Annotated in this window: 18 protein-coding genes and 3 tRNA genes; 6 read left to right on the top strand and 15 right to left on the bottom strand. The window is 50.5% G+C overall.

Annotation, left to right across the window (positions count from 1 at the left end; translation table 11 throughout):
- Window positions 1-11 precede the first annotated feature (11 nt).
- The 4 genes from pheT to A7K98_RS08665 all read left to right on the top strand — a co-directional run bounded on the left by pheT (window position 12) and on the right by A7K98_RS08665 (window position 5,017).
- Window positions 12-2,399, top strand: a complete 2,388-nt coding sequence (gene pheT / locus A7K98_RS08650) for a phenylalanine--tRNA ligase subunit beta (RefSeq protein WP_087488185.1) — start codon at window positions 12-14, stop codon at window positions 2,397-2,399.
- A 4-nt stretch (window positions 2,400-2,403) separates the two neighbouring features.
- A complete protein-coding gene (gene ihfA / locus A7K98_RS08655) occupies window positions 2,404-2,703 on the top strand; it encodes an integration host factor subunit alpha (RefSeq protein WP_038020529.1) in 300 nt (99 codons plus the stop codon).
- 264 nt (window positions 2,704-2,967) lie between these two features.
- A complete protein-coding gene (locus A7K98_RS08660; protein ID WP_087488186.1) occupies window positions 2,968-3,429 on the top strand; it encodes a C40 family peptidase in 462 nt (153 codons plus the stop codon).
- 148 nt (window positions 3,430-3,577) lie between these two features.
- Entirely contained in the window at window positions 3,578-5,017 is a 1,440-nt protein-coding gene (locus A7K98_RS08665; protein WP_087490431.1) for a protein adenylyltransferase SelO, read from the top strand.
- A 16-nt stretch (window positions 5,018-5,033) separates the two neighbouring features.
- Here the strand turns inward: A7K98_RS08665 and A7K98_RS08670 are convergent, their stop codons facing one another.
- Window positions 5,034-6,080, bottom strand: a complete 1,047-nt coding sequence (locus tag A7K98_RS08670) for a 3-deoxy-7-phosphoheptulonate synthase (protein ID WP_087490432.1) — start codon at window positions 6,078-6,080, stop codon at window positions 5,034-5,036.
- Window positions 6,081-6,432: 352 nt separating this feature from the next.
- Entirely contained in the window at window positions 6,433-7,584 is a 1,152-nt protein-coding gene (ydiK, locus tag A7K98_RS08675) for an AI-2E family transporter YdiK (RefSeq protein ID WP_087488187.1), read from the bottom strand.
- 187 nt (window positions 7,585-7,771) lie between these two features.
- On the opposite strand from ydiK, the gene ydiJ reads away from it, so the two are divergent.
- The gene (gene ydiJ, locus A7K98_RS08680) at window positions 7,772-10,828 is read left to right on the top strand and encodes a D-2-hydroxyglutarate dehydrogenase YdiJ (RefSeq protein ID WP_087488188.1); all 3,057 of its coding nucleotides are present in this window, start codon (window positions 7,772-7,774) and stop codon (window positions 10,826-10,828) included.
- A gap of 41 nt (window positions 10,829-10,869) precedes the next feature.
- Here the strand turns inward: ydiJ and A7K98_RS08685 are convergent, their stop codons facing one another.
- The 13 genes from A7K98_RS08685 to A7K98_RS08745 form a co-directional block, all read right to left on the bottom strand.
- On the bottom strand, window positions 10,870-11,274 hold the full coding sequence (locus tag A7K98_RS08685; RefSeq protein WP_157665914.1) for a hypothetical protein: 405 nt from the start codon (window positions 11,272-11,274) through the stop codon (window positions 10,870-10,872).
- 153 nt (window positions 11,275-11,427) lie between these two features.
- Window positions 11,428-12,372 (bottom strand): ABC transporter substrate-binding protein, encoded by a 945-nt coding sequence (locus tag A7K98_RS08690; protein ID WP_087488190.1) that lies wholly within the window; start codon window positions 12,370-12,372, stop codon window positions 11,428-11,430.
- Window positions 12,372-13,460 carry an LLM class flavin-dependent oxidoreductase gene (locus A7K98_RS08695; RefSeq protein ID WP_087488191.1) on the bottom strand — a complete coding sequence of 363 codons (1,089 nt, stop codon included), beginning with the start codon at window positions 13,458-13,460 and terminating at the stop codon, window positions 12,372-12,374. The genes A7K98_RS08690 and A7K98_RS08695 overlap by 1 nt, the downstream gene beginning before the upstream one ends.
- A gap of 334 nt (window positions 13,461-13,794) precedes the next feature.
- Window positions 13,795-14,031 carry a major outer membrane lipoprotein gene (locus tag A7K98_RS08700; RefSeq protein WP_025901922.1) on the bottom strand — a complete coding sequence of 79 codons (237 nt, stop codon included), beginning with the start codon at window positions 14,029-14,031 and terminating at the stop codon, window positions 13,795-13,797.
- A gap of 280 nt (window positions 14,032-14,311) precedes the next feature.
- Window positions 14,312-15,634 (bottom strand): IS4 family transposase, encoded by a 1,323-nt coding sequence (locus A7K98_RS08705; protein ID WP_087488192.1) that lies wholly within the window; start codon window positions 15,632-15,634, stop codon window positions 14,312-14,314.
- Window positions 15,635-15,747: 113 nt separating this feature from the next.
- Window positions 15,748-17,160, bottom strand: coding sequence for a pyruvate kinase PykF (gene pykF / locus A7K98_RS08710; protein WP_087488193.1), 1,413 nt, complete (start codon window positions 17,158-17,160; stop codon window positions 15,748-15,750).
- A gap of 483 nt (window positions 17,161-17,643) precedes the next feature.
- Window positions 17,644-19,317, bottom strand: a complete 1,674-nt coding sequence (locus tag A7K98_RS08715) for an alpha,alpha-phosphotrehalase (protein ID WP_087488194.1) — start codon at window positions 19,315-19,317, stop codon at window positions 17,644-17,646.
- 31 nt (window positions 19,318-19,348) lie between these two features.
- Window positions 19,349-20,791: a PTS trehalose transporter subunit IIBC gene (gene treB, locus A7K98_RS08720; protein ID WP_087488195.1), complete on the bottom strand. Its 1,443-nt coding sequence runs from the start codon at window positions 20,789-20,791 to the stop codon at window positions 19,349-19,351.
- 144 nt (window positions 20,792-20,935) lie between these two features.
- Window positions 20,936-21,892: a trehalose operon repressor TreR gene (gene treR, locus A7K98_RS08725; RefSeq protein WP_087488196.1), complete on the bottom strand. Its 957-nt coding sequence runs from the start codon at window positions 21,890-21,892 to the stop codon at window positions 20,936-20,938.
- Window positions 21,893-22,032: 140 nt separating this feature from the next.
- Window positions 22,033-22,109: transfer RNA gene (locus tag A7K98_RS08730), tRNA-Val, on the bottom strand.
- Window positions 22,110-22,118: 9 nt separating this feature from the next.
- Window positions 22,119-22,195: transfer RNA gene (locus A7K98_RS08735), tRNA-Val, on the bottom strand.
- A gap of 2 nt (window positions 22,196-22,197) precedes the next feature.
- Window positions 22,198-22,274, bottom strand: a tRNA-Val gene (locus A7K98_RS08740).
- Between the two features lie 159 nt (window positions 22,275-22,433).
- Window positions 22,434-23,807, bottom strand: a complete 1,374-nt coding sequence (locus A7K98_RS08745) for an MATE family efflux transporter (protein WP_087488197.1) — start codon at window positions 23,805-23,807, stop codon at window positions 22,434-22,436.
- A gap of 187 nt (window positions 23,808-23,994) precedes the next feature.
- Between A7K98_RS08745 and A7K98_RS08750 the strand changes: the two genes are divergently transcribed.
- A complete protein-coding gene (locus tag A7K98_RS08750) occupies window positions 23,995-24,630 on the top strand; it encodes a riboflavin synthase subunit alpha (RefSeq protein ID WP_087488198.1) in 636 nt (211 codons plus the stop codon).
- The last annotated feature ends 75 nt before the right edge of the window (window positions 24,631-24,705 follow it).

Raw genomic sequence — 24,705 nt, forward strand, 5'->3', positions numbered from 1 at the left:
CAGGTTATCCAATGAAATTCAGTGAGCTTTGGTTACGTGAATGGGTAAATCCGGCCCTGAGCAGTGAGCAGCTGTCTGGTCAGATTACTATGGCTGGTTTGGAAGTTGACGGTGTCGCACCGGTTGCCGGAGCTTTCCACGGTGTGGTCGTGGGCGAAGTGGTCGAATGTGGTCAACATCCTAACGCTGATAAATTACGCGTCACTAAAATTAATGTCGGTGGCGATCGCCTGCTGGACATCGTTTGTGGTGCGCCAAATTGCCGTCAGGGGTTGAAAGTTGCGGTAGCAACGGTTGGTGCGGTACTGCCAGGTGATTTTAAAATTAAGGCAGCAAAACTGCGTGGTGAGCCTTCAGAAGGGATGCTGTGTTCCTATTCTGAATTAGGTATCAACGTTGAGTCTGACGGCATTATGGAACTGCCAGCCGATGCTATTCCTGGCACTAACTTCCGTGAATACCTGAAACTGGACGACACTACCATTGAAATCAGTGTTACCCCGAACCGTGCAGATTGTCTGGGTATTATCGGGATTGCCCGTGATGTGGCGGTACTGAATGATTTAGCACTCAATCAGCCGGTCATTGAACCTGTAGCCGCAACTACTGACCGCAGTTTCCCGATTGAAATTCAGGCGACAGATGCCTGCCCACGCTATCTGGGCCGTGTGATCACCGGGATTAACGTTGCTGCTGCAACCCCGTTATGGATGACTGAAAAATTACGTCGTTGTGGCATCCGTTCTATCGATGCAGTCGTTGATATCACTAACTACGTATTACTGGAACTTGGCCAGCCAATGCACGCCTTCGATCTGGATCGTCTGCAGGGCGGGATTGTGGTTCGCCAGGCGACTGAAGGTGAGAAGCTAACCCTGCTGGATGGCAGTGAAGCAACACTGAGTAGTGATACTCTGGTGATTGCAGATCAACAAAAAGCGCTGGCGATGGCGGGTATTTTCGGTGGTGCTGATTCTGGCGTTAACGAGCAGACACAAAATGTGCTGTTGGAAAGCGCCTGGTTTAATCCGCTGGCTATCACCGGTCGTGCCCGCCGTCAGGGACTGCATACTGATGCTTCCCACCGTTATGAGCGTGGTGTCGATCCGACTCTGCAACACACTGCGATTGAAAGAGCGACCCGTTTACTGCTGGATATCTGTGGCGGTGAAGCTGGTCCGGTCATTGATCGCACCCACAAGGATGCATTACCTGTCCCGGCAACCATCACTCTGCGCCGTGAAAAACTGGATCGGCTGATTGGCCATCATATTGCTGACCAGCAGGTCACAGATATCCTGCAACGTCTGGGTTGTGATGTGACTGTCGGCCAGGATCAGTGGACCGCAGTAGCACCAGGATGGCGTTTCGATATGGAAATCGAAGAAGATCTGGTAGAAGAAGTTGCCCGTGTTTACGGCTACAACAACATCCCTGATGTGCCGGTGAAAGCCGATCTGGTAATGCCGGTTCACCGTGAAGCCAACCTGCCACTTAAACGTGTTAAAGCGATGCTGGTAGATAAAGGCTATCAGGAAGCCATTACTTATAGTTTTGTTGACCCGAAACTGCAGGGACAGGTTCACCCGGGACAGGAAGCTCTGATTCTGCCTAACCCGATTTCCAGTGAAATGTCAGCAATGCGTCTGTCATTGTTGACAGGTCTGCTGGGCGCGGTGGTGTATAACCAAAACCGCCAACAGAGCCGGGTCCGGTTGTTTGAAAGCGGTCTGCGTTTTGTGCCGGACAGCAGTGCTGATCTTGGAATTAAACAGCAAACAATGCTGGCTGGAGTGATCACCGGAGCCCGTAATGAAGAGCACTGGGATCAGGAACGTGCAACGGTCGATTTCTTCGATCTGAAAGGCGACCTTGAGTCAGTTTTAGAACTGACCGGCAAACTGGCACAAACTGAGTTCCGGGCTGAAGCACATCCGGCACTGCATCCGGGACAAAGTGCTGCGATTTATTTGCAGGATCAATACATTGGTTTTATCGGAGTAGTGCATCCGGAGCTGGAACGTAAGCTTTCACTCAATGGCCGGACAGTCGTGTTTGAAGTTGAGTGGGATCGCCTCGCAGACCGCGTCCTGCCTGCTGCGAAGGAGATTTCTCGCTTCCCGGCAAACCGTCGTGATATCGCTGTTGTAGTGGCCGAAAACGTGCCTGCAGCCGATATAATTGCAGAGTGCAGGAAAGTTGGCGTAAATCAGATAGTTGGCGTAAACTTGTTTGACGTGTACCGCGGTAAGGGTGTGAGCGAGGGTTATAAGAGCCTTGCGATCAGCCTGGTTTTGCAGGATACCAGCCGGACACTCGAAGAAGACGAAATCGCCGCGACTGTTGCTAACTGTGTTGCGGCATTAAAAGAGCGATTCCAGGCAACCTTGAGGGATTGAACTTATGGCGCTTACAAAAGCTGAAATGTCAGAGTACCTGTTTGAAAAACTTGGTCTGAGCAAGCGTGATGCGAAAGATCTTGTTGAACTGTTTTTTGAAGAAGTCCGCAGGGCATTAGAGAATGGTGAGCAGGTTAAACTGTCAGGCTTTGGCAATTTTGACTTACGTGATAAGAACCAACGTCCGGGAAGAAATCCGAAAACCGGGGAAGATATCCCGATTACGGCCCGTCGTGTTGTGACTTTCCGTCCGGGGCAGAAATTGAAAAGCCGTGTAGAAAACGCCGCTCCGAAGAAAGGTTAATTTCTTTTACGAGGCAATGTGAAAAAGGCCGCAATTGCGGCCTTTTTTTTTCCGGGAATATCGGGCAGGTTTAAGCAACTAACGATGGCTAAAACCAGCTGCTGAAAACACCCCCGGAGTTGAATGACACGATTAATCCCCGGTAATCGGATATGGTTATCCGTCAGGGGGAAATGACCGTTAACCGACAGGCACTGTAGCTGGCCAGAGCAGGCCACAAAGCGGCGTCTGTGTTCGCTGGATTGCTTATTCGGAGCCCCGGGTATGATACGTATTGCAGTTGCTTTATTGGTATTAATACTGGCCGGTTGTAGTAGCCATGCGCCTTCCCCCGATGCACGCTTATCTGACCCTGGCAGGGTGATGACACAGCTTAATGCTCAGTTGAGCGAATGGCATGGTACCCCTTATCGTCTGGGGGGAATGAGTCGTCGTGGCATTGATTGTTCTGGTTTTGTTCTTTTGACCTTCCGTAACCGTTTTGATATCCAGCTTCCCCGTACCACCAGTCAGCAAAGCCGAATCGGCACCCGCATCAGTAAAAAAGATCTTAAACCCGGTGATTTGGTATTTTTCAAAACCGGCTGGGGAGAAGACGGGTTGCATGTCGGTATTTACGATCATAACAATTTATTTATTCATGCCTCGACCAGTCGGGGAGTGATGCGTTCTTCTCTCAACAATGTTTACTGGCGAAAGGTGTTCTGGCAGGCGAGACGGATTTAATCGCCTGAGGCACTGCATTCCGGTACAGAAGTAGCCCTGTGTGCGGGACAATCTGTTGCCGCTGTCATACTCTTAACTGACAGGGTAAAATGCCCGCCCGACAGCACTACAGATGCTGATTTTTCACCGGATGACCTGCGGAGTTGCTATGCAGTTTAATAATACCTGGTTCAATGAGTTGCCTGATTTTTTCAGTGCAGTCACCCCGACGCCGCTGCAAAAAGGCCGTCTGCTCTATCATAATCAGCCGCTGGCTCAAGCCTTGCAACTCGACCCGCAGTTGTTTGCCGGTGACGGTCACCCGCTGTTTTATGGTGCAGGGCTGGCTGAAGGTATGGCGCCGTTGGCACAGGTGTACAGCGGTCATCAGTTTGGTGTCTGGGCCGGGCAATTAGGTGACGGGCGCGGATTACTTCTGGGTGAACAACAGCTGGCTAATGGTCAGAAATATGACTGGCATCTGAAAGGTGCCGGGCTGACTCCTTATTCCCGCAGTGGTGACGGACGGGCGGTGATCCGTTCTACGGTCAGAGAGTTTCTGGCCTCAGAAGCAATGCAGGGGCTGGGAATACCCACCAGTCGCGCGCTCAGTCTGGCAATCAGTGACGAGCCGGTCTATCGCGAACAGACTGAACGTGGCGCTATGCTGGTACGTATTGCTGAAAGCCATCTGCGGTTTGGTCATTTCGAACATTTTTTCTATCGTAATCAGCCGGAGAAGGTCAGGGCACTGGCAGACTATGCTATCCGCCATCACTGGCCGTCGCTGGTAAATGAGGCGGATCGCTACCTGTTATGGTTTAGCGATGTGGTGAAACGAACCGCAGTAATGATCGCTCACTGGCAGGCGGTGGGCTTTTCTCACGGGGTAATGAATACCGATAATATGTCGTTACTGGGACTGACGCTGGATTATGGTCCCTACGGCTTTATGGATGACTACAACCCGGAGTTTATCTGCAACCATAGCGATTATCAGGGACGCTACAGCTTTGAAAATCAGCCTATGGCCGCATTATGGAACCTCAACCGACTGGCCCATGCCTTATCCCCACTGATGAGTGCTGAGCAGCTTAAACAGGCACTGGCGGGCTATGAAGGGGCTCTGATGTCAACCTGGGGTACTCTGATGCGCGGTAAGCTCGGGTTGTTCAGTCAACAGTCACTGGATAATGACCTGCTCAGTGAGCTTCTGGCACTGATGGCGGGCGAGGGAAGTGATTACAGCCGGACTTTCCGCCTGCTTTCTGAAACGGAACAACTTCAGTCTTATTCTCCGTTGCGTGATGAGTTTATTGATCGAGCTTCGTTTGACCATTGGTTTGCTAAGTACCGCCAGCGTCTGGCTGACGATCAAATCAGTGATCAGCAGCGCCGTGAAGCGATGCTGCAGGCTAACCCGGCGGTTATTCTGCGCAACTACCTGGCGCAACAGGTGATAGAAGAGACTGAGAAGGGAGAAAGCAGTGCACTGGCTGCATTGCATCAGGCTTTGCAAAATCCCTTTCAGCTGCAGGACCATCAGTTGGCCCTGTTTAACCGTCCACCGGAATGGGGTAAAACCCTGGAAGTCAGCTGTTCAAGCTAACTTCCGGTCAGTGATGTTACCTGCTGGCAGCCACTGCGTCTGCCAGTAGTGCTAATACGCTTTCGGTATCTGACCAGCCAATACAAGGGTCGGTGATCGACTTGCCATAGACCAGCGGTTGGCCTGGCACTACACTTTGTTGTCCTTCTTCAATAAAGCTTTCAATCATTACCCCGGCGATGGCCGTTTCCCCGCTTTTTAGCTGTTGTGCTACATCTTCAGCAACCAGTAACTGACGCTGGTGTTGTTTCAGGCAGTTACCGTGACTGAAATCAACCACCAGCCTGGGGGTCAGATGAAACTCTTCCAGTGACTGACGTGTTGCCGCAATATGCTCGCTGGTGTAATTAGGCTGCTTACCTCCCCGCAGGATGATGTGACCGTCGGGATTGCCGCTGGTCTGGTAAATCGTCATCTGCCCTTGTTTATCCGGAGAAAGAAACATATGGCTGGCACGGGCAGCGCGGATAGCATCAATAGCAATGCGTACATTGCCGTCGGTACCATTCTTGAAGCCGACAGGACAGGAGAGTGCTGAAGCCATTTCACGATGGATTTGGCTTTCCGTCGTCCGTGCACCAATTGCACCCCAGCTGATGAGGTCAGCAATAAACTGTCCGTTCACCATATCAAGGAATTCTGTTGCGGTTGGCATTCCAAGAGTGTTGATGTCCACCAGCAGTTTTCGGGCGATAGCCAGGCCCCGATTGATGTCATAGCTGCCGTCAAGGCCAGGATCATTAATCAGTCCTTTCCAGCCGGTTACGGTACGGGGCTTTTCAAAATAAGCACGCATGACGATTTCTAACTGATCACTGTAACGCTCACGCAATGCCATCAGGCGCTGCGCATAGTCAGTAGCAGCCTGCGGATGGTGAAGTGAACAGGGGCCGATAACCACCAGCAGTCGGTGGTCATTGCCCTGTAATATACGGCTAATCCGCTGGCGGGTAGCCAGAATATTTTCAGTGACAGACGGGGGTAACGGAAAGCGGCTGGTTAGTTCCGCCGGAGTAATTAACTGCGCCACCGGAGCAGTTCGTAGTTCATCTGTTTTATTCATTTCGGTCTCAAAATTTTTGCTTCTCATCGGCAGAATACCGGGAAGATATGGGACAAAAGATAACCGAACAGTGGATGATTTCAACTGAAAGAAGCAAAAAGATACGAGTTATTGACTGAAAGGCAGGGTTCAGAGAGTAGAAGATAAAAAAAATGCCCATTCGGAGAAGGGCAAAGACTACACACAGCAATTCAGGGACCCAGCACAATAGGGTGCCGTAGTGAAAATGTTAATTGTTATCATATGGTTATTTGTATTAATGGTCTGTAGGAATCATCCCATTACCGGACAGGGGATATTGCAGAGAGGAAGCAACAATGCCCCTGAACGATTTCAGGGGCAGAAACAACGCTTATTCAGAGGCCGACGGGGAACGGGCGTTCCGCGCTTCTTCGGCGGTTCTACGGGCATCTTCTATCAGTTCTTCTACCACCAGATGAGGATCATCATGCGGCTCAGGCGCTTCATGCATCCAGACGGATACCAGACGGTAAGATACTGCCAGCACGACCGGACCAATAAACAAGCCAATCATCCCGAAAGAGATTAATCCACCGATAACTCCCGAGAGGATAATCAGCATTGGCAAATCAGCTCCAAGGCGAATCAGCATCGGCCGGACAAAACTGTCCATCGTACCCACCACGCAACTCCATACCAGCAACACGGTACCCCAGGTAGTATCTCCGCTCCAGTAAAGCCAGATAATTGCCGGAATCAGCACCAGCAACGGACCAATCTGAATCAGACAACAGAAGATCATCACCACAGTCAGGATGGTCGCGTAAGGGATGCCGGATATGGCAAGACCCACACCGCCCACCACGCCCTGTAACAGCGCGGTAACTACCACGCCCAGTGCCACGGCCCGGATAGCCTGACTGGCCAACAGAACCACCGCATCACCGCGTCGACCCGCAAGCCGGTATGCAAAATGACGGATGCCCTGGCCGACCCGCTCTCCTCGCCAGTAAAGCAGGGCGCTGAACAACAACATCAGAGCCAGGTGAACCACAATACGGCCAAAATGCCCGGCCTGGGCAACAAAGAAGCTGGTGGTTTGTCCGACATAGGGCTGTATTTTTGCCATCATAGCGCTGCCACCACCGGCGACCATTTTCTGGTAGTACTCTGCGAGCTTATCGCCAATCAGCGGGATATTGCTTAACCACTCCAGTTTTGGGATTTCGATATGTCCCGAAGTCGCCCAGGAAACCACCGGTCCGATGTTATCGATGACGCTGCTTATCAGCAGGGCGATGGGCAGAATAAATACCAGCAATATAATCAGTGTCATTACCAGAACTGCCAGTGACCGACGTCCCCAAAGATATTTCTGGATACGCAGCATTAATCCCCAGGTTGCTATCACCACCATGCCGGCCCATGCAAAACCGAGAATAAATGGCTCTACCACCCAAAAGCTGGCAGCAGTCATCAGAATAAAAAACATCAGTGTAAATAACTTTTGCGGTAAGTCCCTGTCCTGCGGCAGTGCTCTCATAACAACCTTTTACCTCAATTAATTCACCCGACATCGGGGATCACGCTAATGATGCGGTATTTCGCTCCATTACAACAGAGGTAGTCGCTAAACTTTTTCACACAGTAACAAAAGCAGCTACGGCGAAAATATGGTAAAACCAATTATGGTAACTATTACAACAACACAACATCCTGGTTTTTAATACATGATCCCACAAATAAGCCAGGCACCGGGGCTGAGTCCTCAGGTGCTGTCATTTATTGAGACACTCACAAAGCAGGGTTTTACCGGTGATATTGCGACCGATTACGGCGCACGTTTGAGCATGTCTGTCGACAACAGTATTTATCAGTGCCTGCCTGATGCCATTGTATTTCCGCGATCTGTGGCTGATGTCACACTGGTCAGCCGGATTGCGGGTCAGGCAGAGTTTGCCGGGCTGACTTTTACTGCCCGTGGCGGGGGAACCGGTACAAATGGTCAGTCGCTGAATCAGGGGGTGATTGTCGATTTATCCCGGCATATGAACCATATCCTCGAAATCAATACCGAAGAAGGCTGGGTTAAGGTTCAGGCCGGAGTGGTTAAAGATCAACTTAATCAGTGGCTGAAGCCTTATGGTTTCTTCTTTTCACCGGAATTATCCACCAGCAACCGTGCCACCATTGGTGGCATGATTAATACCGATGCTTCCGGACAGGGGTCGCTGGTTTACGGTAAAACTTCAGATCATGTCCTGGGGTTAAGGGCAGTTCTTGAAGGCGGGGAGCTGATTGATACCCGTGCTATGCCGGTGAGTCTGGCGGAAAATATTGCTGCAGAGCAGACCCGTGAAGGCAATATTTATAGCGAAGTACTGAGTGCCTGTCGCGATAACCGGCAGCTGATTATTGATAAATTCCCTAAGCTAAACCGCTTTCTTACCGGTTACGACCTGCGGCATGTGCTGAGTGATGATTTACAGACCTTTGATCTGACCAGAATACTCTGTGGATCAGAAGGAACGCTGGCTTTTATTACTGAAGCCCGGCTGGATATCACACGAATCCCGAAAATCCGCCAGCTGGTCAATATCAAGTATGACAGTTTTGACTCAGCGCTGCGCAATGCACCGTTCCTGGTTCAGGCGAAAGCGTTATCGGTTGAGACGGTCGACTCGAAAGTGCTGAATCTCGCCCGTGAAGATATTGTCTGGCATTCAGTGAGTGAGTTGATTACCGATGTTCCCGGTGAGGAGATGCTCGGTCTGAATCTGGTTGAGTTTGCCGGTGATGATATTGAACTGGCCAACCGCCAGGTTAGTGACTTGTGTGAGCGTCTTGACCAACTGATGGCTGACAAACAGGCCGGTATTATTGGCTATCAGTTATGTACGCAGCTGGATGAAGTGGAACGCATCTATGCGATGCGTAAAAAAGCGGTCGGACTGTTGGGCAATGCCAAAGGGCATGCCAAGCCTATCCCGTTTGTAGAAGACACTGCCGTACCTCCGGAGCACCTGGCAGACTACATTACCGATTTCCGGGCGTTGCTGGATGGCCATGGGCTCAGTTACGGAATGTTTGGCCATGTGGATGCCGGGGTATTGCATGTTCGTCCGGCGCTCGATATGTGCGATCCGCAGCAGGAAGTGTTGATGAAACGTATTTCTGACCAGGTGGTTGCTCTGACGGCCAGCTACGGCGGCCTGTTATGGGGGGAGCACGGAAAAGGGTATCGTGGCGCTTATACGGCAGATTTCTTTGGTCCTGAACTGTTTCACCAGGTCCGTCGTATCAAACGGGCATTTGACCCGCGGAACCGACTAAATCCCGGAAAAATTTGTACGCCGCTGGGCAGTAATGAACAGCTGAAACCGATAGAAAGTCCGACCCGGGGCAGCTTTGACCGGCAGATTCCGGTGACTGTGCGTGACGAGTGGCGCGGGGCGATGGAGTGTAATGGTAACGGGTTATGTTTTAACTTTGATGTAAACAGCCCGATGTGTCCGTCGATGAAAATCACCCGTAACCGTCTCCATTCCCCTAAAGGGCGTGCAACTCTGACGCGTGAATGGCTGCGTTTGCTGGCTGACCAGGGAATTAATCCACAACAACTGGAACAAACCTTACCGCAAAATGTACTGAGTCTGCGGGGCTTTATCAGCAAGCTTAAAAATACCCGTCAGGCTGCGAAAGGTAGCTATGATTTCTCGCATGAGGTGAAAGAGGCAATGTCCGGCTGTCTGGGATGTAAAGCCTGTTCGACCCAGTGCCCGATTAAAATTGATGTGCCGTCATTCCGCTCACGCTTTCTGCAACTTTATCATAGCCGTTATCTGCGTCCGGTCAGTGACCATCTGGTTGCAGCGGTAGAGAGTTATACGCCATTAATGGCTAAAGCGCCGCGTCTGTTTAACTTCTTCCTGACCAATCCTCAGGTGCAGGCGTTAAGCAGGAAACATATCGGGATGGTGGATCTGCCGGCATTGTCCTCGCCAACCCTGAAACAGCAGTTGGCAGGTCATCAGGCGTTACAGACAACACCTCAGGATTTACGGGGTATGACTGCGGCTCAACGGCAGGAACATGTGCTGGTGGTGCAGGATCCGTTTACCAGCTATTACGAAGCCAGTCTGGTAAACGATTTAATCCGGCTGATTAGCAAGCTGGGCTTTAAGCCGGTATTGTTACCCTTTACCCCTAACGGTAAGGCACAGCACGTTAAAGGATTCCTGCAGCGTTTCGCCAAAACTGCACAAAAAAGTGCCGACTTTCTGAATGAGATCGCGGAGCTGGGCATCCCCATGGTGGGCACTGATCCGGCACTGGTTCTCTGTTATCGCGATGAGTATCAGCAGGTACTGGGGGATAAGCGGGGCGACTTTAAGGTTCTGCTGGCCCATGAATGGCTGGATCAGGTGACTGCTGACAGGGCCGAGCAGCAACCGGACGGCGACGCCTGGTATCTGTTCCCGCACTGTACTGAAAACACCGCGCTACCGATGGCAGCACCGCGCTGGAAATCTATTTTTAGTCGTTTTGGTGCGAATCTGGAAACCGTGAATGCCGGTTGTTGTGGTATGGCAGGGACCTATGGTCATGAAACCAAAAACCTGGAGAATTCGCTGGGTATTTATCAGTTGTCCTGGCAGCCACATATGGAGAAACGTTCACGCAACCGCTGTCTGGCAACCGGCTATTCGTGCCGTAGTCAGGTGAAAAGGATTGAAGGCGAGGCCGTACGTCATCCGGTACAGGCGTTACTGGAAATCGTCCGCTAAACCCTGGTATCAGAGGGACCGCTGCGTCCCTCTGCTACTGTTCAGGGAAGTTGTTCGGAGTAACAAAAGAACTGTTCCTGCAAACTACACACCTGCTCCCATTCCCCTTCCTGCATCAGCAGATGGCTCAGCCTGCTAAGTGAATAGCGTGCCAGTTGCAATGCCTGTAAACGAAACAGTGTCTCACGTTGCTCATCGGCCATTTCATGAATTAATTGCTGGTGGAGATCCAGCAGTATTGAGGTATAACGCGCATCATCCCCTTGCATCTGACATTTATCAGCCATACTCAGGCAGAGATCATTAAACCCGCGTAATACCGCCAGTGAACTGTCTGCGGCTTTTAATTCGGCTTTACTGGTGTGAAACTCCCTGCACATATTTCTGAGTGTCTGATGATATTCTTCAAGGTGCTGATTTATCCAACCGGAAAATGAGATCATCATAACAAACCCTTTAACAATAATGATAATCATTATCATATCTTTGTCGGGGCTATTGCAAGTATAAAATGCCCGGATAATCATTTTATCCGGGGCGTTCTGTTCCTGAGTGGCAGGCTACGGGTCAGGTGATTAATCAGTTCGACTGCCGGCAGGCTATTGGGTAAATGCTGCCGCAAAGGAAGGGTCAGTGACCTTTTGAATATCAAAGGCTGACGGCAGGGTCCCGGTCTGATGTAAAAAATCGGCGGTTTGCTGGAAATCGCGCGCTGCCTGAGGGTCAACAGGCCCGACGGTCATATTGGCATTGCTGATCCAGTGCAGTGACACTGTGGGATCCAGGTTTGCCTTTTTCGCCCAGATAGCCGCGTATTCAGTTTTGTGGGTTGCTACCCACTGACGGGCCAGAACCAGCCGTTTCAGGAAGTCGCTGATTTCCGCCCGGTGATTATCGATAGCCTGATTGCTGGCCGCAATCGCTGAAATTCCCGGCATGAGTCCCCGGGCAGTAAGCAGCGTTTTTGCCCCGGAAAATACAATCTGCTGAGAGACATAAGGTTCCCAGACCGGAAAAGCATCGATACTGCCGTTAATCAGTGCCGAAGAAGCATCCAGCGGCATCAGCTTAACGAATTTGACATAGTCATCCGGCAACCCGGCCTGCGCCAGTGCCCGCAGGATCAATTGCTGGCTCCAGGCACCTGGCCAGTACGCCACTTTTTTTCCTTTGAGGTCACGAATACTTTTTGCCGGTGAATTTTTAGCCACCAGTAGTGCAATGGTGTCCGGATTCTGACGTGAAACACCGATTAACCGTACCGGGGCATTTTTGGCGGCCAGAAAAGTAAACCCTGAATCACCCAGAAATCCGATATCCAGCGCCCCGGCATCCAGCGCTTCTGCCAGCGGGGCTGCCGACTGGAAGTGTTTCCATGATACGGTATAGGGCGCTCCCTTCAGTACGCCGGACGCTTCCACAGAGGCTTCTACATTATAGTAATTCTGATCACCAATATTCAGGGTGGTCTGTGCGCTGGCCTGAGCGGCAACTGCCGCAAGAGATGCTAACAACAGGCTGCGCCATATAACATTCAGTTTCATCAGTGCTGCTCCGCAAGAGGTGTAAGGCTGGAAAGGTGATCGCGTAATGCAGGAATAAGCCCGGTACCGTAACGGATAGTGTCCTCTAATGGGTCAAAACCGCGCAGTAAGAAGGCAGAGGCTCCCTGTTGATAATATTTACCCAGTGCTGTGGCAACCTGTTCCGGTGTGCCGACCAGTGCGGTAGAGTTCCACTGGGCACCGGTCAGTTGAGCTATTCCCATCCATAAGCGCTCGTCCAGAACTTCCCCGCGTTTTGCCGCGGCAAGCAGCCGTTGCGAACCAGCGTTGGCAGGGGCATGGTTACTGACCGGAAGGCCTAGTCGCTGGCGATTTTCGCGCATTCGTTCGAGAATTTCGTGGGCCCGTGCCCATGCCTGTTGTTCGGTATCTGCAACTATCGGCCGGAAAGAGACTGAGAAGCGCGGATCACGGCCTCTTGCTCTGGCAGCCTGACGTACCTGCTGCGTATGTCTGGTAAAATCGGCCAGTGGCTCTCCCCACAGCATATAGGTATCAGCATGGTCAGCGGCTACTTCAACAGCGGCAGCTGAGGCGCCACTGAAGTACACAGGAATATGGGGGTGCTGCAGAGGTTTCACGTCTGTCAGTGCGCCGACAAAGCGGTAAAACTCTCCGTGATAATCGACCGGGGTCGATGAAGTCCAGATCGTTTTCAGGATTTCAAGATACTCGCGGGTACGCTGATAGCGTTGGTCATGATTCAGAAAATCACCGTCCCGTTGCTGGTCGGTGTCGCTACCGCCAGTAATAACGTTCAGAGATAAACGACCACGACTGAAATGATCCAAGGTCGCTAACTGACGAGCGGCCAGTGGCGGAGCGATAACTCCCGGGCGGTAGGCCAGTAAAATGCCCAGCTTCTCGGTGGCAGCTGCAATAAATGAACTCACTACTGCGCCTTCGGCACCATTTGAAAAATAACCGACCAGAACTTTGTCAAATCCTGCAGCCTCGTGTGCTTTGGCAAAGCGGCTGACATACTCCGGATCTACCGCCCCGGCGATGGGCTGATCAACTTCTGTGGATGGTGTGGCTGTCACCATACCAATGATTTCCGCACTCATGAAAACTCCCGACAAATCATCTTCTGACAGGTAACCCGCTGACCGGGGTTAGTAAGTGGGGCAGACTATAACGCAACTGGTAATATTCATTAAATTCATTATAAGGATAATGAATATGCGAAAATGTGATTTAATGGTGGCAGGGTGTTGAACTCAGTGCAGCAGGTACATGGCAGGCATTCGGGAAAAGTCAGGTCAGACAGAGACAGCGGTAAGCAATCAGGGAGGTACCAGGAAGAAGATGGCAGATAAAATAGGGCGCAGGAAAATCTGAACCGGAAGCCGGAACAAAAAAAATGGCGCCCCTGGGGCGCCATTTTCATTACCAGGACGCTTACTTACGGTATGCGTGAGCCTGGTTATCCAGACGCTGGTTAGCGCGAGCTGCGTCGTCTTTAGCAGCCTGAACGTCAGAACGCACTGCGTTCACGTCGTTGCTCAGCTGGTCAACTTTGGTGTTCAGAGTCTGAACATCGCTTGACAGTTGGTCGATTTTAGCATTGCTAGAACAACCAGCCAGCAGAGTTGAACCCAGAATTACCGCGCCCAGTACCAGTTTAGTACGATTCATTATTTTACCCTCTAGATTGAGTTAATCTCCATGTAGCCCGATAAGTATTACACAAAGCTTTTTGAGTTGAGAATATATTTTTTATGAGAACATGCTTAATTTTGCTTATTCGGTCAAAGAAACAGCGATTAAAAAATTATGATAAATTTTTTAGTAAAAACATTAGGTTTTAATCGGATTTTCCTTAATCTAAAATCGCATTTTTAGTAGATTTTTATTTTTTTTAGCTCTGAATTAAAATAAAAAGGAATAAAAAAGGCGCCCCGCAGGATAATGCCGGTCACTTAAGGTGACCGGCATTGTTTTTAAAGGGATATTTCGACCTTTTCTCCCTCACTTCTCTCACATATTCCCGTTCTCGTCGTGGTGGCAGTTTCAGCATCCCGGCATTACTGTAAAAGTGTTTAAGGTGACCCGGGATGGCTCCCGGTGAAGCCCACGGCAGACCGATCAGTAGCCGTAATATCTCTGATACTGCACCGCTGAAGCTCAACTGGTAAGGCAGGTAATTTCCTTTCAGGCTGAACGCCATTTTAATCATCTGGTAACGCACCAGGTTATACGTCAGCAGTATTCCCCATAACTCCTGCTTCACCAGATCGGGCAACCGGCTTCTCAGCGTCCAGCGGTTTCCCAGTAAAAACTGCTTTGCCTCACGATATCCCAGCTCGATTTCCCAGCGATGCTTATAAAGTTCTGCCACGTCAGTCGCCGGATAACGCATCGCATCTGTCATGGAAGTGACTACCTGCCGTTCCGTCCCGTTCACTTTCCGCCTGATTAGCCTCACTATGAGTTCTTCCGGCAGGCCTTTCCATTGCTTTCTGGCCTGAGGCGTGGTTTTCAGTCGTATCAGTTCGTCCTGCCTGCCGAGCTTTCGTACCACTTCATACTGAGTGTTCTTTTTCAGCGGCGTTAGCCAGTGGCGATTTTCACCTGCATTATGCCAGTCATGTAACAACCCTAAAGAGTAAAAGCCCTTATCAAACAGCGTAATACTGTTATCCGGTGCATTTTCTGCCAGCTGAGCGGCCAGCCGCATTTCGTTGATATCGTAGCGACCTGACACACTTGCACGCAGCAGATGGCTGCTGAGTTCCATCAGACACACCATACGAACCTGAGGATAACCGCGTTCACCATGCTGATTAGATGCTTTGCCGAAGGCCTCTGCATTTTCAGGAGTGTCCCGGGTATGCCAGACAACGCCATCAACAGCATTAAGCGTCAACCCGTGCCAGAGAGGATGTCTGGCTTCTTCGTGCCAGTGTTGTTGAGTGAGATCAAACAGGACCCGGATGGCATCTTCGCCCAGTGTTTTTCGGCGGGCAATCACAGAGCTGGGTGCGGTAAATGACCGTCCGGTCCGGTCAACAATATCCATCAAATTCACGATATGGCTCATGGGCTTATTGTTGAATATGGCCATACCGATAACCAGCCAGACCATCGACTCAAGGGGAAGTTTACGCTTACGCAGCGTGACGGTATCAGTGAGGGAAAACGCCTGTAGGATGAGGTCAGGAGAGAGCAGGTCAGAGAGGCTCTGTACTTCTTCGGGAGCAGTGAGATTAATAATGCCGAGAGCTTGCGAAAGTTCCATTTAAAAAGGGTCCATGTCTGCACATGAACCCTTTTTACACCAACCACCGGATCGGTCAAATGATCCTTAAACGATCGGCATTACCCCGCAGGACGCCTTTTAACGCAAATAGATTAAATACGGTGAACTGAAGCGGTGTTTGTTGTTCCGCTTGGTACTAATGCACCGGAAACCATCACCACAACATCACCTTCCTGAGCAAATCCTGAACTCAGGGCAATTTCTTTACCGATACGGTAAAAGTCATCGGTTGAAGCAATTTCTTTCACCAGATGTGTTTCGACACCTTTAGTCACTAACAGCTGACGGGCAGTAGTTTCGTTGGTAGTCAGCGCCAGAATCCTGGCCGCAGGGAAATATTTGCGGATAGATTTAGCTGATTTACCGCCCTGAGTGGCAACAATAATCAGTGAGGATTCCAGTTTCTCGGCCGTTTCTACTGCACCGCGACAGACGGCTTCAGTAATACGCAACTTGTGACTATCGTGCAGAGTATCAATACGGCTGCCCATTACACGGTCGGTACGGTCACAAATGGTGGCCATAATGGTGACGGCTTCCAGAGGATATTTACCTTTGGCGCTTTCACCGGATAACATTACCGCATCAGTTCCGTCGAGGATGGCGTTCGCCACGTCACCGGCTTCAGCACGGGTAGGGCGAGGGTTCTTAATCATGGAATCCAGCATCTGAGTGGCAGTGATAACCACTTTGCGTGCTTTATTACATTTTTTGATCATCATTTTCTGGGCGAAGATAACTTCTTCAACCGGAATTTCTACCCCAAGGTCGCCCCTGGCTACCATGATGCCATCAGAAGCTTCGAGGATTTCATCGAAGTTATTCAGGCCTTCCTGGTTTTCAATTTTAGAAATGATCTGGATATGTTCGCCGCCATGCTGTTTCAGATGCTCGCGAATTTCCAGAACATCAGAGCGTTTACGGATGAATGAGGCAGCAACAAAGTCTACTCCCTGCTCACAACCAAAAATCAGGTCGCGTTTATCTTTTTCGGCCAGCGCCGGTAACTGGATAGAAACGCCAGGCAGGTTAACCCCTTTATTTTCACCCAGGTCTCCGTTATTCAGGACTTTACAGACAACAGTCTGCTCAGTCACTGAAACTACTTCCATGCCCAACAAACCGTCGTCAACCAGCACGGTATTTCCGACAGCCAGGTCAGCAGCAAAACCAGGATAGGTAACAGCAACCTGTTGATTATTACCAATCACTGTCTGATCAGTGGTGAAAGTGAATGTCTGGCCAGCCTGTAAGGACACGTCATTTCCGCCTTCCAGTTTCATGGTGCGGATTTCAGGGCCTTTGGTATCCAGCAGAATAGCAGCACTGTGTTTGGTTTTAGCTACGACAGCGCGCAGGTTGGCAATACGCTGTCCATGTTCAGCGTAATCACCGTGAGAGAAATTCAGACGCATCACATTCATACCTGCATCCAGCAGGCGGGTCAGCATCTCTTCAGATTCAGTTTTTGGACCGATGGTACAGACGATTTTGGTTTTTTTCATGACGGGTTATCTATAAGTTGTAATGGATGAGAATACAGAGACCGCCGGCGAGGCTCGCCAGCGGCACGAAATTTGGTCCTGGACAGCACAAACTCACAGGGGCGAATACGATAATAAGACGGATAAAAGGGGGGTAATGCGTAACAGACTGCATTACACACAGGCAGATCAGAAAAGGATGTTGCGCAAACTTCAGCCGTTAATACTCTTATCACGTTATTCGCGGACACCGTTCAAGTGGACAACGAGGTTATTATAGTCACTAAGTGAGCGGAAACCAAACAGAAATCGGTGGGGGGGCTGACTGAACGGTTAAAGAATGATATTGCGCAACAGACAGTCATATTTCATGTTGTACTACGGGCGCGGGCTCCGGGGATAAACTGATGATGGCAAACAACCTTTTTTCGTTTCCTTGCTCAGCGACCGGAAACCGCCGGCAACCTGTTACAGCAACAGGCTACCGGTGGTGCCGGATGCCGGTTAGTGGCTCTTTTGCGGTGTAAATAACCACCATGCTGCCTGATAAGGGCTGAGCTGAAGGTGCTCCGGGGATGCTGGCGTGCTGTCGGAATTGGTGATAATCAGTTGATACTCACCGGCACCCGGAGCGGCAGGTGGCTGCCAGTCAATAACCTGGTCACTGAGGTTAGCAACAACCAGTAACAGCTGGCCTTGCCACTGACGGGAATAGCACCACAGTTCAGGATCAGCAGGGCACAGGTCCTGGTAATCACCAAACTGAAGTACCGGCAGTTGTTTACGCAGACGAATGAGCTCGCGATAGGTGTAAACAATGGATTGCGGGTCCGCCAGAGCATCAGCAACGTTAATTTCGTGACTGTTAGCCACACAACTGATCCACGGAGTACCCCGGGTAAATCCGGCATGCTGGCTGTTATCCCATTGCATTGGCGTCCGGCTGTTATCACGGGACTTCGATGCCAGAATGGCAAGGGTTTCCTGCAGAGATTTACCGCCACTCAGTAACAGATCGAACATTGTCAGGCTTTCGACGTCCCGGTACTGATGAATGTCGGTAAACCCGGCATTGGTCATGCCGATTTCTTCTCCCTGATAGAGATAAGGAGTACCCTGCATTCCGTAGAGCACCAGAGCAAGCATTTTGGCTGAGATTTCGCGGTATTGCGCGGAATCATTCCCGAAGCGTGACACTACCCGCGGCTGATCGTGATTTCCCCAGAATAATGCGCCGTTAGCCCGTTGGTGCATGCCCTGTTGCCAGTCAGTAAACAGCTTTTTTAGTGCCACAAAATCGGGTTTCGCCAGCGTCCATTTTTCACCATTGATGTAATCGACTTTCAGGTGATGAAAGTTAAACGCCATCGACAGTTCAGCATTATCCAGTGATGCGTACTGCAGACAGTGTTGCAGGGTAGTTGACGACATTTCCCCGACAGTAATCAGTTTAAGTGGAGTAAATACATCCCGGTTCATTTCCCGCAGAAACTCATGTACCCGGGGCCCGTCGGTATAATATTTCCTTCCGTCGCCGTCAGGATCGTCGATAAACTGCTCTGGTTTGGAAATAAGATTTACGACATCTAACCGCAAAGCCTCCACCCCTTTAGCAGCCCAGAAACGACAAACCTCTTTCAGCGCCTCTCTTACCGGGGGATGTTCCCAGTTGAGATCAGCCTGCTCACGACTAAACAGATGCAAATAATGCTGACCACATTCCGGTTGCCATTGCCAAGCCGGACCACCAAATTTGGATAACCAGTTAGTGGGTGGTTGATCCGGCGGGGAGTCCCGCCAGATATAATAGGGATGGTAAGGGCTGTCAGGGTCACACGCCTGAATAAACCAGGGGTGCTGCGTGGAGGTATGGTTAAACACCATGTCCATCATAATTGACATTCCACGCGCTCTGGCTTCACTGACCAGGCGTTCGAAATCTTCCATGGTTCCGTAGCCTGGCTCAATTGCACAGTAATCGGCAACATCGTATCCATTGTCGACCTGAGGTGAAGGGTACACCGGTGTCAGCCAGAGAATATCAACCCCAAGAAACTGCAGGTAATCCAGGCGGCTGATAATGCCGGGAATGTCTCCGATGCCATTGCCGGTAGTGTCCTGGAAACTTTTTGGGTAAATCTGATAAACGACTTTGTCCTGTGTCCATGGTTTTTCCATGACTGCAACCTGCCTTGTAATATCAAAATGATCAGTCAGCTACCGGCGTTGCAACAGACGCCTGTACTTTGCTTTCTTTACGTGCATGAATCCGGGCCATAATCATGGTCAGAATCAGCGGGACGGCGATCGCAATCATCATTGCGATGGCGTAGACGCTCCAGAATTTAGGTTGAATAGAGAGAATGCCTGGCAGACCACCGACACCAATTCCGTTAGCCAGCACATGATTCAGGCCACAGAACAGGGCTGCCAGCGCAGATCCAATCATTGCGCACAGCATCGGATAGCGGAATTTAAGATTCACACCATACATGGCCGGCTCGGTAACTCCGAGGTAGGCAGCAATGGCGGCAGGAACCGAAACAGAGCGTTCTTTAGGGGAGCGATGGATAATGATCATCGCCAGTACGGCAGATGCCTGAGCGATATTCGACAGCGCAATCAACGGCCACACCGGGGTACCGCCCATACTCTGAATCATCTGCATATCTATCGCGAGGGTGGTCTGGTGGATACCGGTAATTACCAGCGGTGCATACAGGAAGCCGAACAGTGCTGAACCAATAGGAGCAAAGCTACCGGTCATCGCCAGTTGTACGGCATGCGCAACACCGTCACCCAGTAAACGGCCAAACGGTCCAATCAGGCCATGAGCCAGTGGAATTGCGATTAACAATGAAGTGACCGGAACAATCACCAGAGTGAGTGAAGCGGGAACAATTCGTTTTAGCTGGCGTTCAAGAATTGCCAGCGCCATTCCGGCCAGTATGGAAGGAATCACCTGGGCCTGATAACCGACTTTTTCGACCGTAAACCAGCCAAAATTCCAGACCTCAGCGGCGTGTTGTCCTAACTGATAAGAGTTCATCAGTTGTGGAGAAACCAGGGTAATCCCGAGAATAATACCTAACACCGGGGTGCCGCCCATCTTCACCATGGTAGACCAGCAAACGGCCACCGGTAAGAACATAAAGATAGCTTCACCTGGCAACCATAACAGGTCATAGATGGTTTGCCACACCTGCGAGGATTGGGCGAGTGTCTTGCCATCGCCAAACGGAATATCACCAATGACATTACGAAAGCCCAGGATCAAACCACCACTAATCAGGGCAGGGAGTAACGGAAAGAAGATATCGGCAATATGTGATAAGGCGCGCTCGCCAAAGGACATATTTTTGCGTGCAGCCTCGCGTTGCTGGCTACGATCAGCACCCTGCAGGCCGATAGTGGACATCATCGCCTTATAGTAGTCATCAACTTCAGGACCAATTACCACCTGGAACTGGCCGGCATTGGTGAAACAGCCTTTCACCATTGGCAGCGATTCCAGGTCAGGAGTACTGGCCTTTGAGGGATCGTTAAGCACTAATCTCAGACGAGTTATACAGTGGGTGGCGCTGACAATATTGTCACGGCCACCCAGGAATTCAATCAGATTATCAATATCCTGCTGTTGCACTTTGCTCATGGCAAATCCTTAATGGTTGTCCCTGACGAAACATTTTCAGGCCGACTGGCCTCGCCATGAAAAATAATAATTCAAATTGTAGCAAAAAGTGTCGGGAACGTTCCCGGAACTGAATGTTGATCACAAATTCGCCGCATTTTATCTTCAGGAATCGGAGATAAGTTTACCTTTCAGCAGAAAGTTTTGGCCGGGGACTGCCCGTGACAGGTGGGATAGCAGCTGTCTGGCAGCCAGTTTGCCGGCGGTGGCATAACCAAACTCCAGCATCACCACATCCGGGAATAAGAAACCCAGCAACGGGGTATTACCGATTGCGGCAACCTGCATAGTAATGTCGGGATTCTGGCGCAGATATTTATAGACCCCAAGGGCAAGGGTATCGGTTGCACAAATCACGGCACTGGTTTCCGGGGTGCATACCTTCGAGGCCAGGGTGTAGCCGCTGTGGTAATCCAGGCTGCCAAGTGCATAGTGAGGAGTCAGGGCCAGTTTGTCGCAGGCATCAAGGTAGGCCCGGTAACGATCGCCCCCGGTCGTTTTATCGTCTTCGGTTACCCCCAGGTAACTGATAGTACGATGGCCGAGCTGATAAAGGTGGCTGGCCAGCAGATTGACAGCCCCGGCATCGTCATAACAGACTGATGAGAACCCTTCACAGGGGTGGACCATCAGGACCATTTTATTTTCCCAGCCACTGAGCATATCGGCGGTTAATCCTGTGAAGCTAAACAGAATGACTCCATCGACCTCACGCCGTTGTAATACCCGTAAATGTTCCGAGACTTTATCGGTACTGAAACGACTCTCGAGCACGATGGCGTCATAACCATGCTGATACAGGAGAGGCAGCATGGCACTGACAGCCTGGTTCTCGGCAGCTGAATCCAGCCTGGCAAGGATAACTCCAATCACCCGGCTTTCGTTAACCCTCATGGAACGTGCCGAGCGTGACGGCACAAACTGATGCTCCTTGATCACAGCCTCAATCCGTTCACGGGTTTGCGGATGCACATCACCTTGCTGGTTAAGAACCCGCGAAACAGTAGATTTACCCGTACCGCTCAGGCGGGCAATATCTTTAATGGTCAGACGTTTCGGCATAGATGTTTTCCATAAGCTGTCCGGAGCAACCTTGCGGTGGCCTGAAACATAATGGCTTATAGTAACCGATATTGTGCTTAAAAGGGACTGTACATCAGCTTGTTAAGCGGGAAGGCATTGCAGAAGGAACTGAAACTGAATGGTGCGTTCTAGTGGACTCGAACCACCGACCCCCACCATGTCAAGGTGGTGCTCTAACCAACTGAGCTAAGAACGCATAACGAAATGGTGCGTCCGAGTGGACTCGAACCACCGACCCCCACCATGTCAAGGTGGTGCTCTAACCAACTGAGCTACGGACGCACTGGTGCGTTCTAGTGGACTCGAACCACCGACCCCCACCATGTCAAGGTGGTGCTCTAACCAACTGAGCTAAGAACGCTTTTGCTGTCAGTGAGTGCCTGACAGCGGGGACGAATATTAACGGCACAAACTGTTACTGGCAAGGAGAATAATTGTTTTTTATGACTAACTGAGCAGCAACTGCGCTAAGCGCGCTAATTTTAATCAGGGGAGGGGGTGAACCCCCCGCCATCAGCCCTTATCTGGCCGCCCGTTGTAAAATTACACCCTGCGGCATGCGCTGTACCCGAAGGATTCGCCAGCTCATCATTATTGCAGCAGCGCTGAGCCCCATAATAAAGCCACACCAGAACCCCGCCGGCCCCATAGCAGGGACCAGAATATTGGTCAGCGCCAGGGTATAGCCAAACGGTAATCCAAGTACCCAGTACGAGACCAGAGTGATAAAGAAGATAGCCCGGGTATCTTTATAGCCACGCAGGATGCCACTGCCAATAACCTGAACGCTGTCGGAAAACTGATAGATGGCAGCCAGTAGCATCAGATGAGCTGCCAGCATTACTACCTGCGGATCATCGTTGTATAACAGGGCGATTTTATGACGAAAAACCACGGTGCATAAAGCGGTTATACTGGCCAGCGATAACCCGACCCCCTGTGAGGTCCATGCCGCAACTTTAGCTGCATCAGCATCTCCCTGGCCTAAACGGTAGCCGACACGGATGGTGGCTGCCACGCCCATAGACATCGGCAGTACAAACATCATTGAACTGAAATTGAGCGCAATCTGATGACCGGCAACATCCACAATACCCAACGGTGATACCAGTAATGCGACAACAGCAAACAGCGTGACTTCAAAAAATAACGCCAGTGCAACCGGTAAACCAAGGCCCACCAGTCGTTTGAGTATCTGTAAATCAGGGGCAGAGCGGTGAGTAATGTGGTGAATATCTCTCATCACGGGCATCCGGTTCACCCAGAAACGCATAATCAGGAACATCACCCAGTACACTGTGGCGGTAGCCACACCACAGCCGACTCCGCCGAGCGCCGGCATGCCAAAATGGCCATAGATGAAAATATAATTAAGCGGGATGTTACATAACAACCCGATAAAACCCAGCACCATTCCTGGTTTGGTTTTCGATAACCCCTCACACTGGTTACGCAGGGTCTGGAACAGCAGATAGCCCGGGGCTCCCCACATTAATGCATGCAGATAGCGTTCTGCTTTATCTGCCAGTTCCGGATTAATGGCAGGCATATAGCGAATAAGTACCCCGGCATTCCATAACAGAATTATTGTAAATACCGATAAAAATACACCCAGCCACAATGCCTGGTGGACCTGGTAGATAATTTTATCCCGGCGGCCAGAGCCATTAAGCTGTGCGACCGTAGGAGTCAGTGCCAGTAATAATCCTTGTCCAAACAGGATCACGGGTAGCCAGATTGAGGTACCAATAGCTACAGCGGCCATATCAGTTGCACTGACAGAACCAGCCATAATGGTGTCAACAAATCCCATAGCAGTCTGAGCGACCTGAGCCAGAATAACCGGAATAGCAAGCCCGAGAAGCTGACGCGCCTCAGTAAAATACTTCTGCACAAATACACCTGTTTAAGAACGGGAAAGTGGGAGGAGATAAATCCTTATCTGCGCCTAGTGTAACGAGGTATAAAAAGTTAGCAACCCGGCAAAACAAACTATTTTTGCGATTATCAAGCCACATTAATCGATAAACAGCCGTCAGCGGTTGTGGTAATCTGCGGCTAAATGCTCAGGGAGTTTAATTATGTTTACAGGTATTGTGCAGGGGACGGCAGAAGTGGTTGCTGTTGAAGAAAAACCACTGTTTCGCACCCATACACTGAAGTTTCCTCCGCAGTGGCTCGAAGGTCTTGAGATTGGTGCATCTGTAGCTCATAACGGTTGTTGTCTGACAGTCACCGCAATCCGTGATGAGCTGGTCAGCTTTGATCTGATTAAAGAAACATTACGGGTTACCAATCTGAATGATATTACTCCGGGCAGTCGGGTCAATATTGAACGTGCAGCTAAATTTTCTGATGAAATTGGCGGGCATCTGATGTCAGGCCACATTATGACGACGGCGGAAATATCAAAGATAATTCAGTCAGAAAATAACCGCGAAGTCTGGTTTCGTTTGCAGGACAGTTCATTAATTAAATATATTTTGCATAAAGGCTTTGTCGGAATTGATGGTTGTAGCCTGACCGTCGGTGATGTCGTCGGAAGTAAGTTCTGTGTGCACCTGATTCCGGAAACCCTGCAACGGACATTACTTGGTGAGAAAAAAATTGGTGCCAGGGTGAATATCGAAATTGACCCTCAGACTCAGGCGGTAGTGGATACCGTTGAGCGGGTACTGGCTGCACGTGAAGTGGCGAAGGGGACAGAAGAGGCGTAAAACAGCATTGTGACTGCAGGCTGTTAATAACCCTTTTTCCAAAAACAAACCCGGAGTTTTGCAGGCAAAAGCTCC

It is taken from the genome of Tatumella citrea, assembly GCF_002163585.1.
Taxonomy (GTDB): Bacteria; Pseudomonadota; Gammaproteobacteria; order Enterobacterales; family Enterobacteriaceae; genus Tatumella; species Tatumella citrea.

Excerpts from the sequence above, each read along its gene's own strand:
- treR (WP_087488196.1), bottom strand. The coding sequence starts at position 21,892 with ATGCCGAAACGTCTGACCATTAAAGATATTGCCCGCCTGAGCGGTACG.
- A7K98_RS08705 (WP_087488192.1), bottom strand. The coding sequence starts at position 15,634 with ATGGAACTTTCGCAAGCTCTCGGCATTATTAATCTCACTGCTCCCGAA.
- A7K98_RS08690 (WP_087488190.1), bottom strand. The coding sequence starts at position 12,372 with ATGAAACTGAATGTTATATGGCGCAGCCTGTTGTTAGCATCTCTTGCG.
- ydiJ (WP_087488188.1), top strand. The coding sequence starts at position 7,772 with ATGATCCCACAAATAAGCCAGGCACCGGGGCTGAGTCCTCAGGTGCTG.
- A7K98_RS08750 (WP_087488198.1), top strand. The coding sequence starts at position 23,995 with ATGTTTACAGGTATTGTGCAGGGGACGGCAGAAGTGGTTGCTGTTGAA.
- pheT (WP_087488185.1), top strand. The coding sequence starts at position 12 with ATGAAATTCAGTGAGCTTTGGTTACGTGAATGGGTAAATCCGGCCCTG.
- A7K98_RS08715 (WP_087488194.1), bottom strand. The coding sequence starts at position 19,317 with ATGGAAAAACCATGGACACAGGACAAAGTCGTTTATCAGATTTACCCA.
- A7K98_RS08660 (WP_087488186.1), top strand. The coding sequence starts at position 2,968 with ATGATACGTATTGCAGTTGCTTTATTGGTATTAATACTGGCCGGTTGT.
- treB (WP_087488195.1), bottom strand. The coding sequence starts at position 20,791 with ATGAGCAAAGTGCAACAGCAGGATATTGATAATCTGATTGAATTCCTG.
- A7K98_RS08700 (WP_025901922.1), bottom strand. The coding sequence starts at position 14,031 with ATGAATCGTACTAAACTGGTACTGGGCGCGGTAATTCTGGGTTCAACT.
- A7K98_RS08670 (WP_087490432.1), bottom strand. The coding sequence starts at position 6,080 with ATGAATAAAACAGATGAACTACGAACTGCTCCGGTGGCGCAGTTAATT.
- pykF (WP_087488193.1), bottom strand. The coding sequence starts at position 17,160 with ATGAAAAAAACCAAAATCGTCTGTACCATCGGTCCAAAAACTGAATCT.
- ydiK (WP_087488187.1), bottom strand. The coding sequence starts at position 7,584 with ATGAGAGCACTGCCGCAGGACAGGGACTTACCGCAAAAGTTATTTACA.
- A7K98_RS08685 (WP_157665914.1), bottom strand. The coding sequence starts at position 11,274 with ATGATGATCTCATTTTCCGGTTGGATAAATCAGCACCTTGAAGAATAT.
- A7K98_RS08695 (WP_087488191.1), bottom strand. The coding sequence starts at position 13,460 with ATGAGTGCGGAAATCATTGGTATGGTGACAGCCACACCATCCACAGAA.
- A7K98_RS08665 (WP_087490431.1), top strand. The coding sequence starts at position 3,578 with ATGCAGTTTAATAATACCTGGTTCAATGAGTTGCCTGATTTTTTCAGT.
- ihfA (WP_038020529.1), top strand. The coding sequence starts at position 2,404 with ATGGCGCTTACAAAAGCTGAAATGTCAGAGTACCTGTTTGAAAAACTT.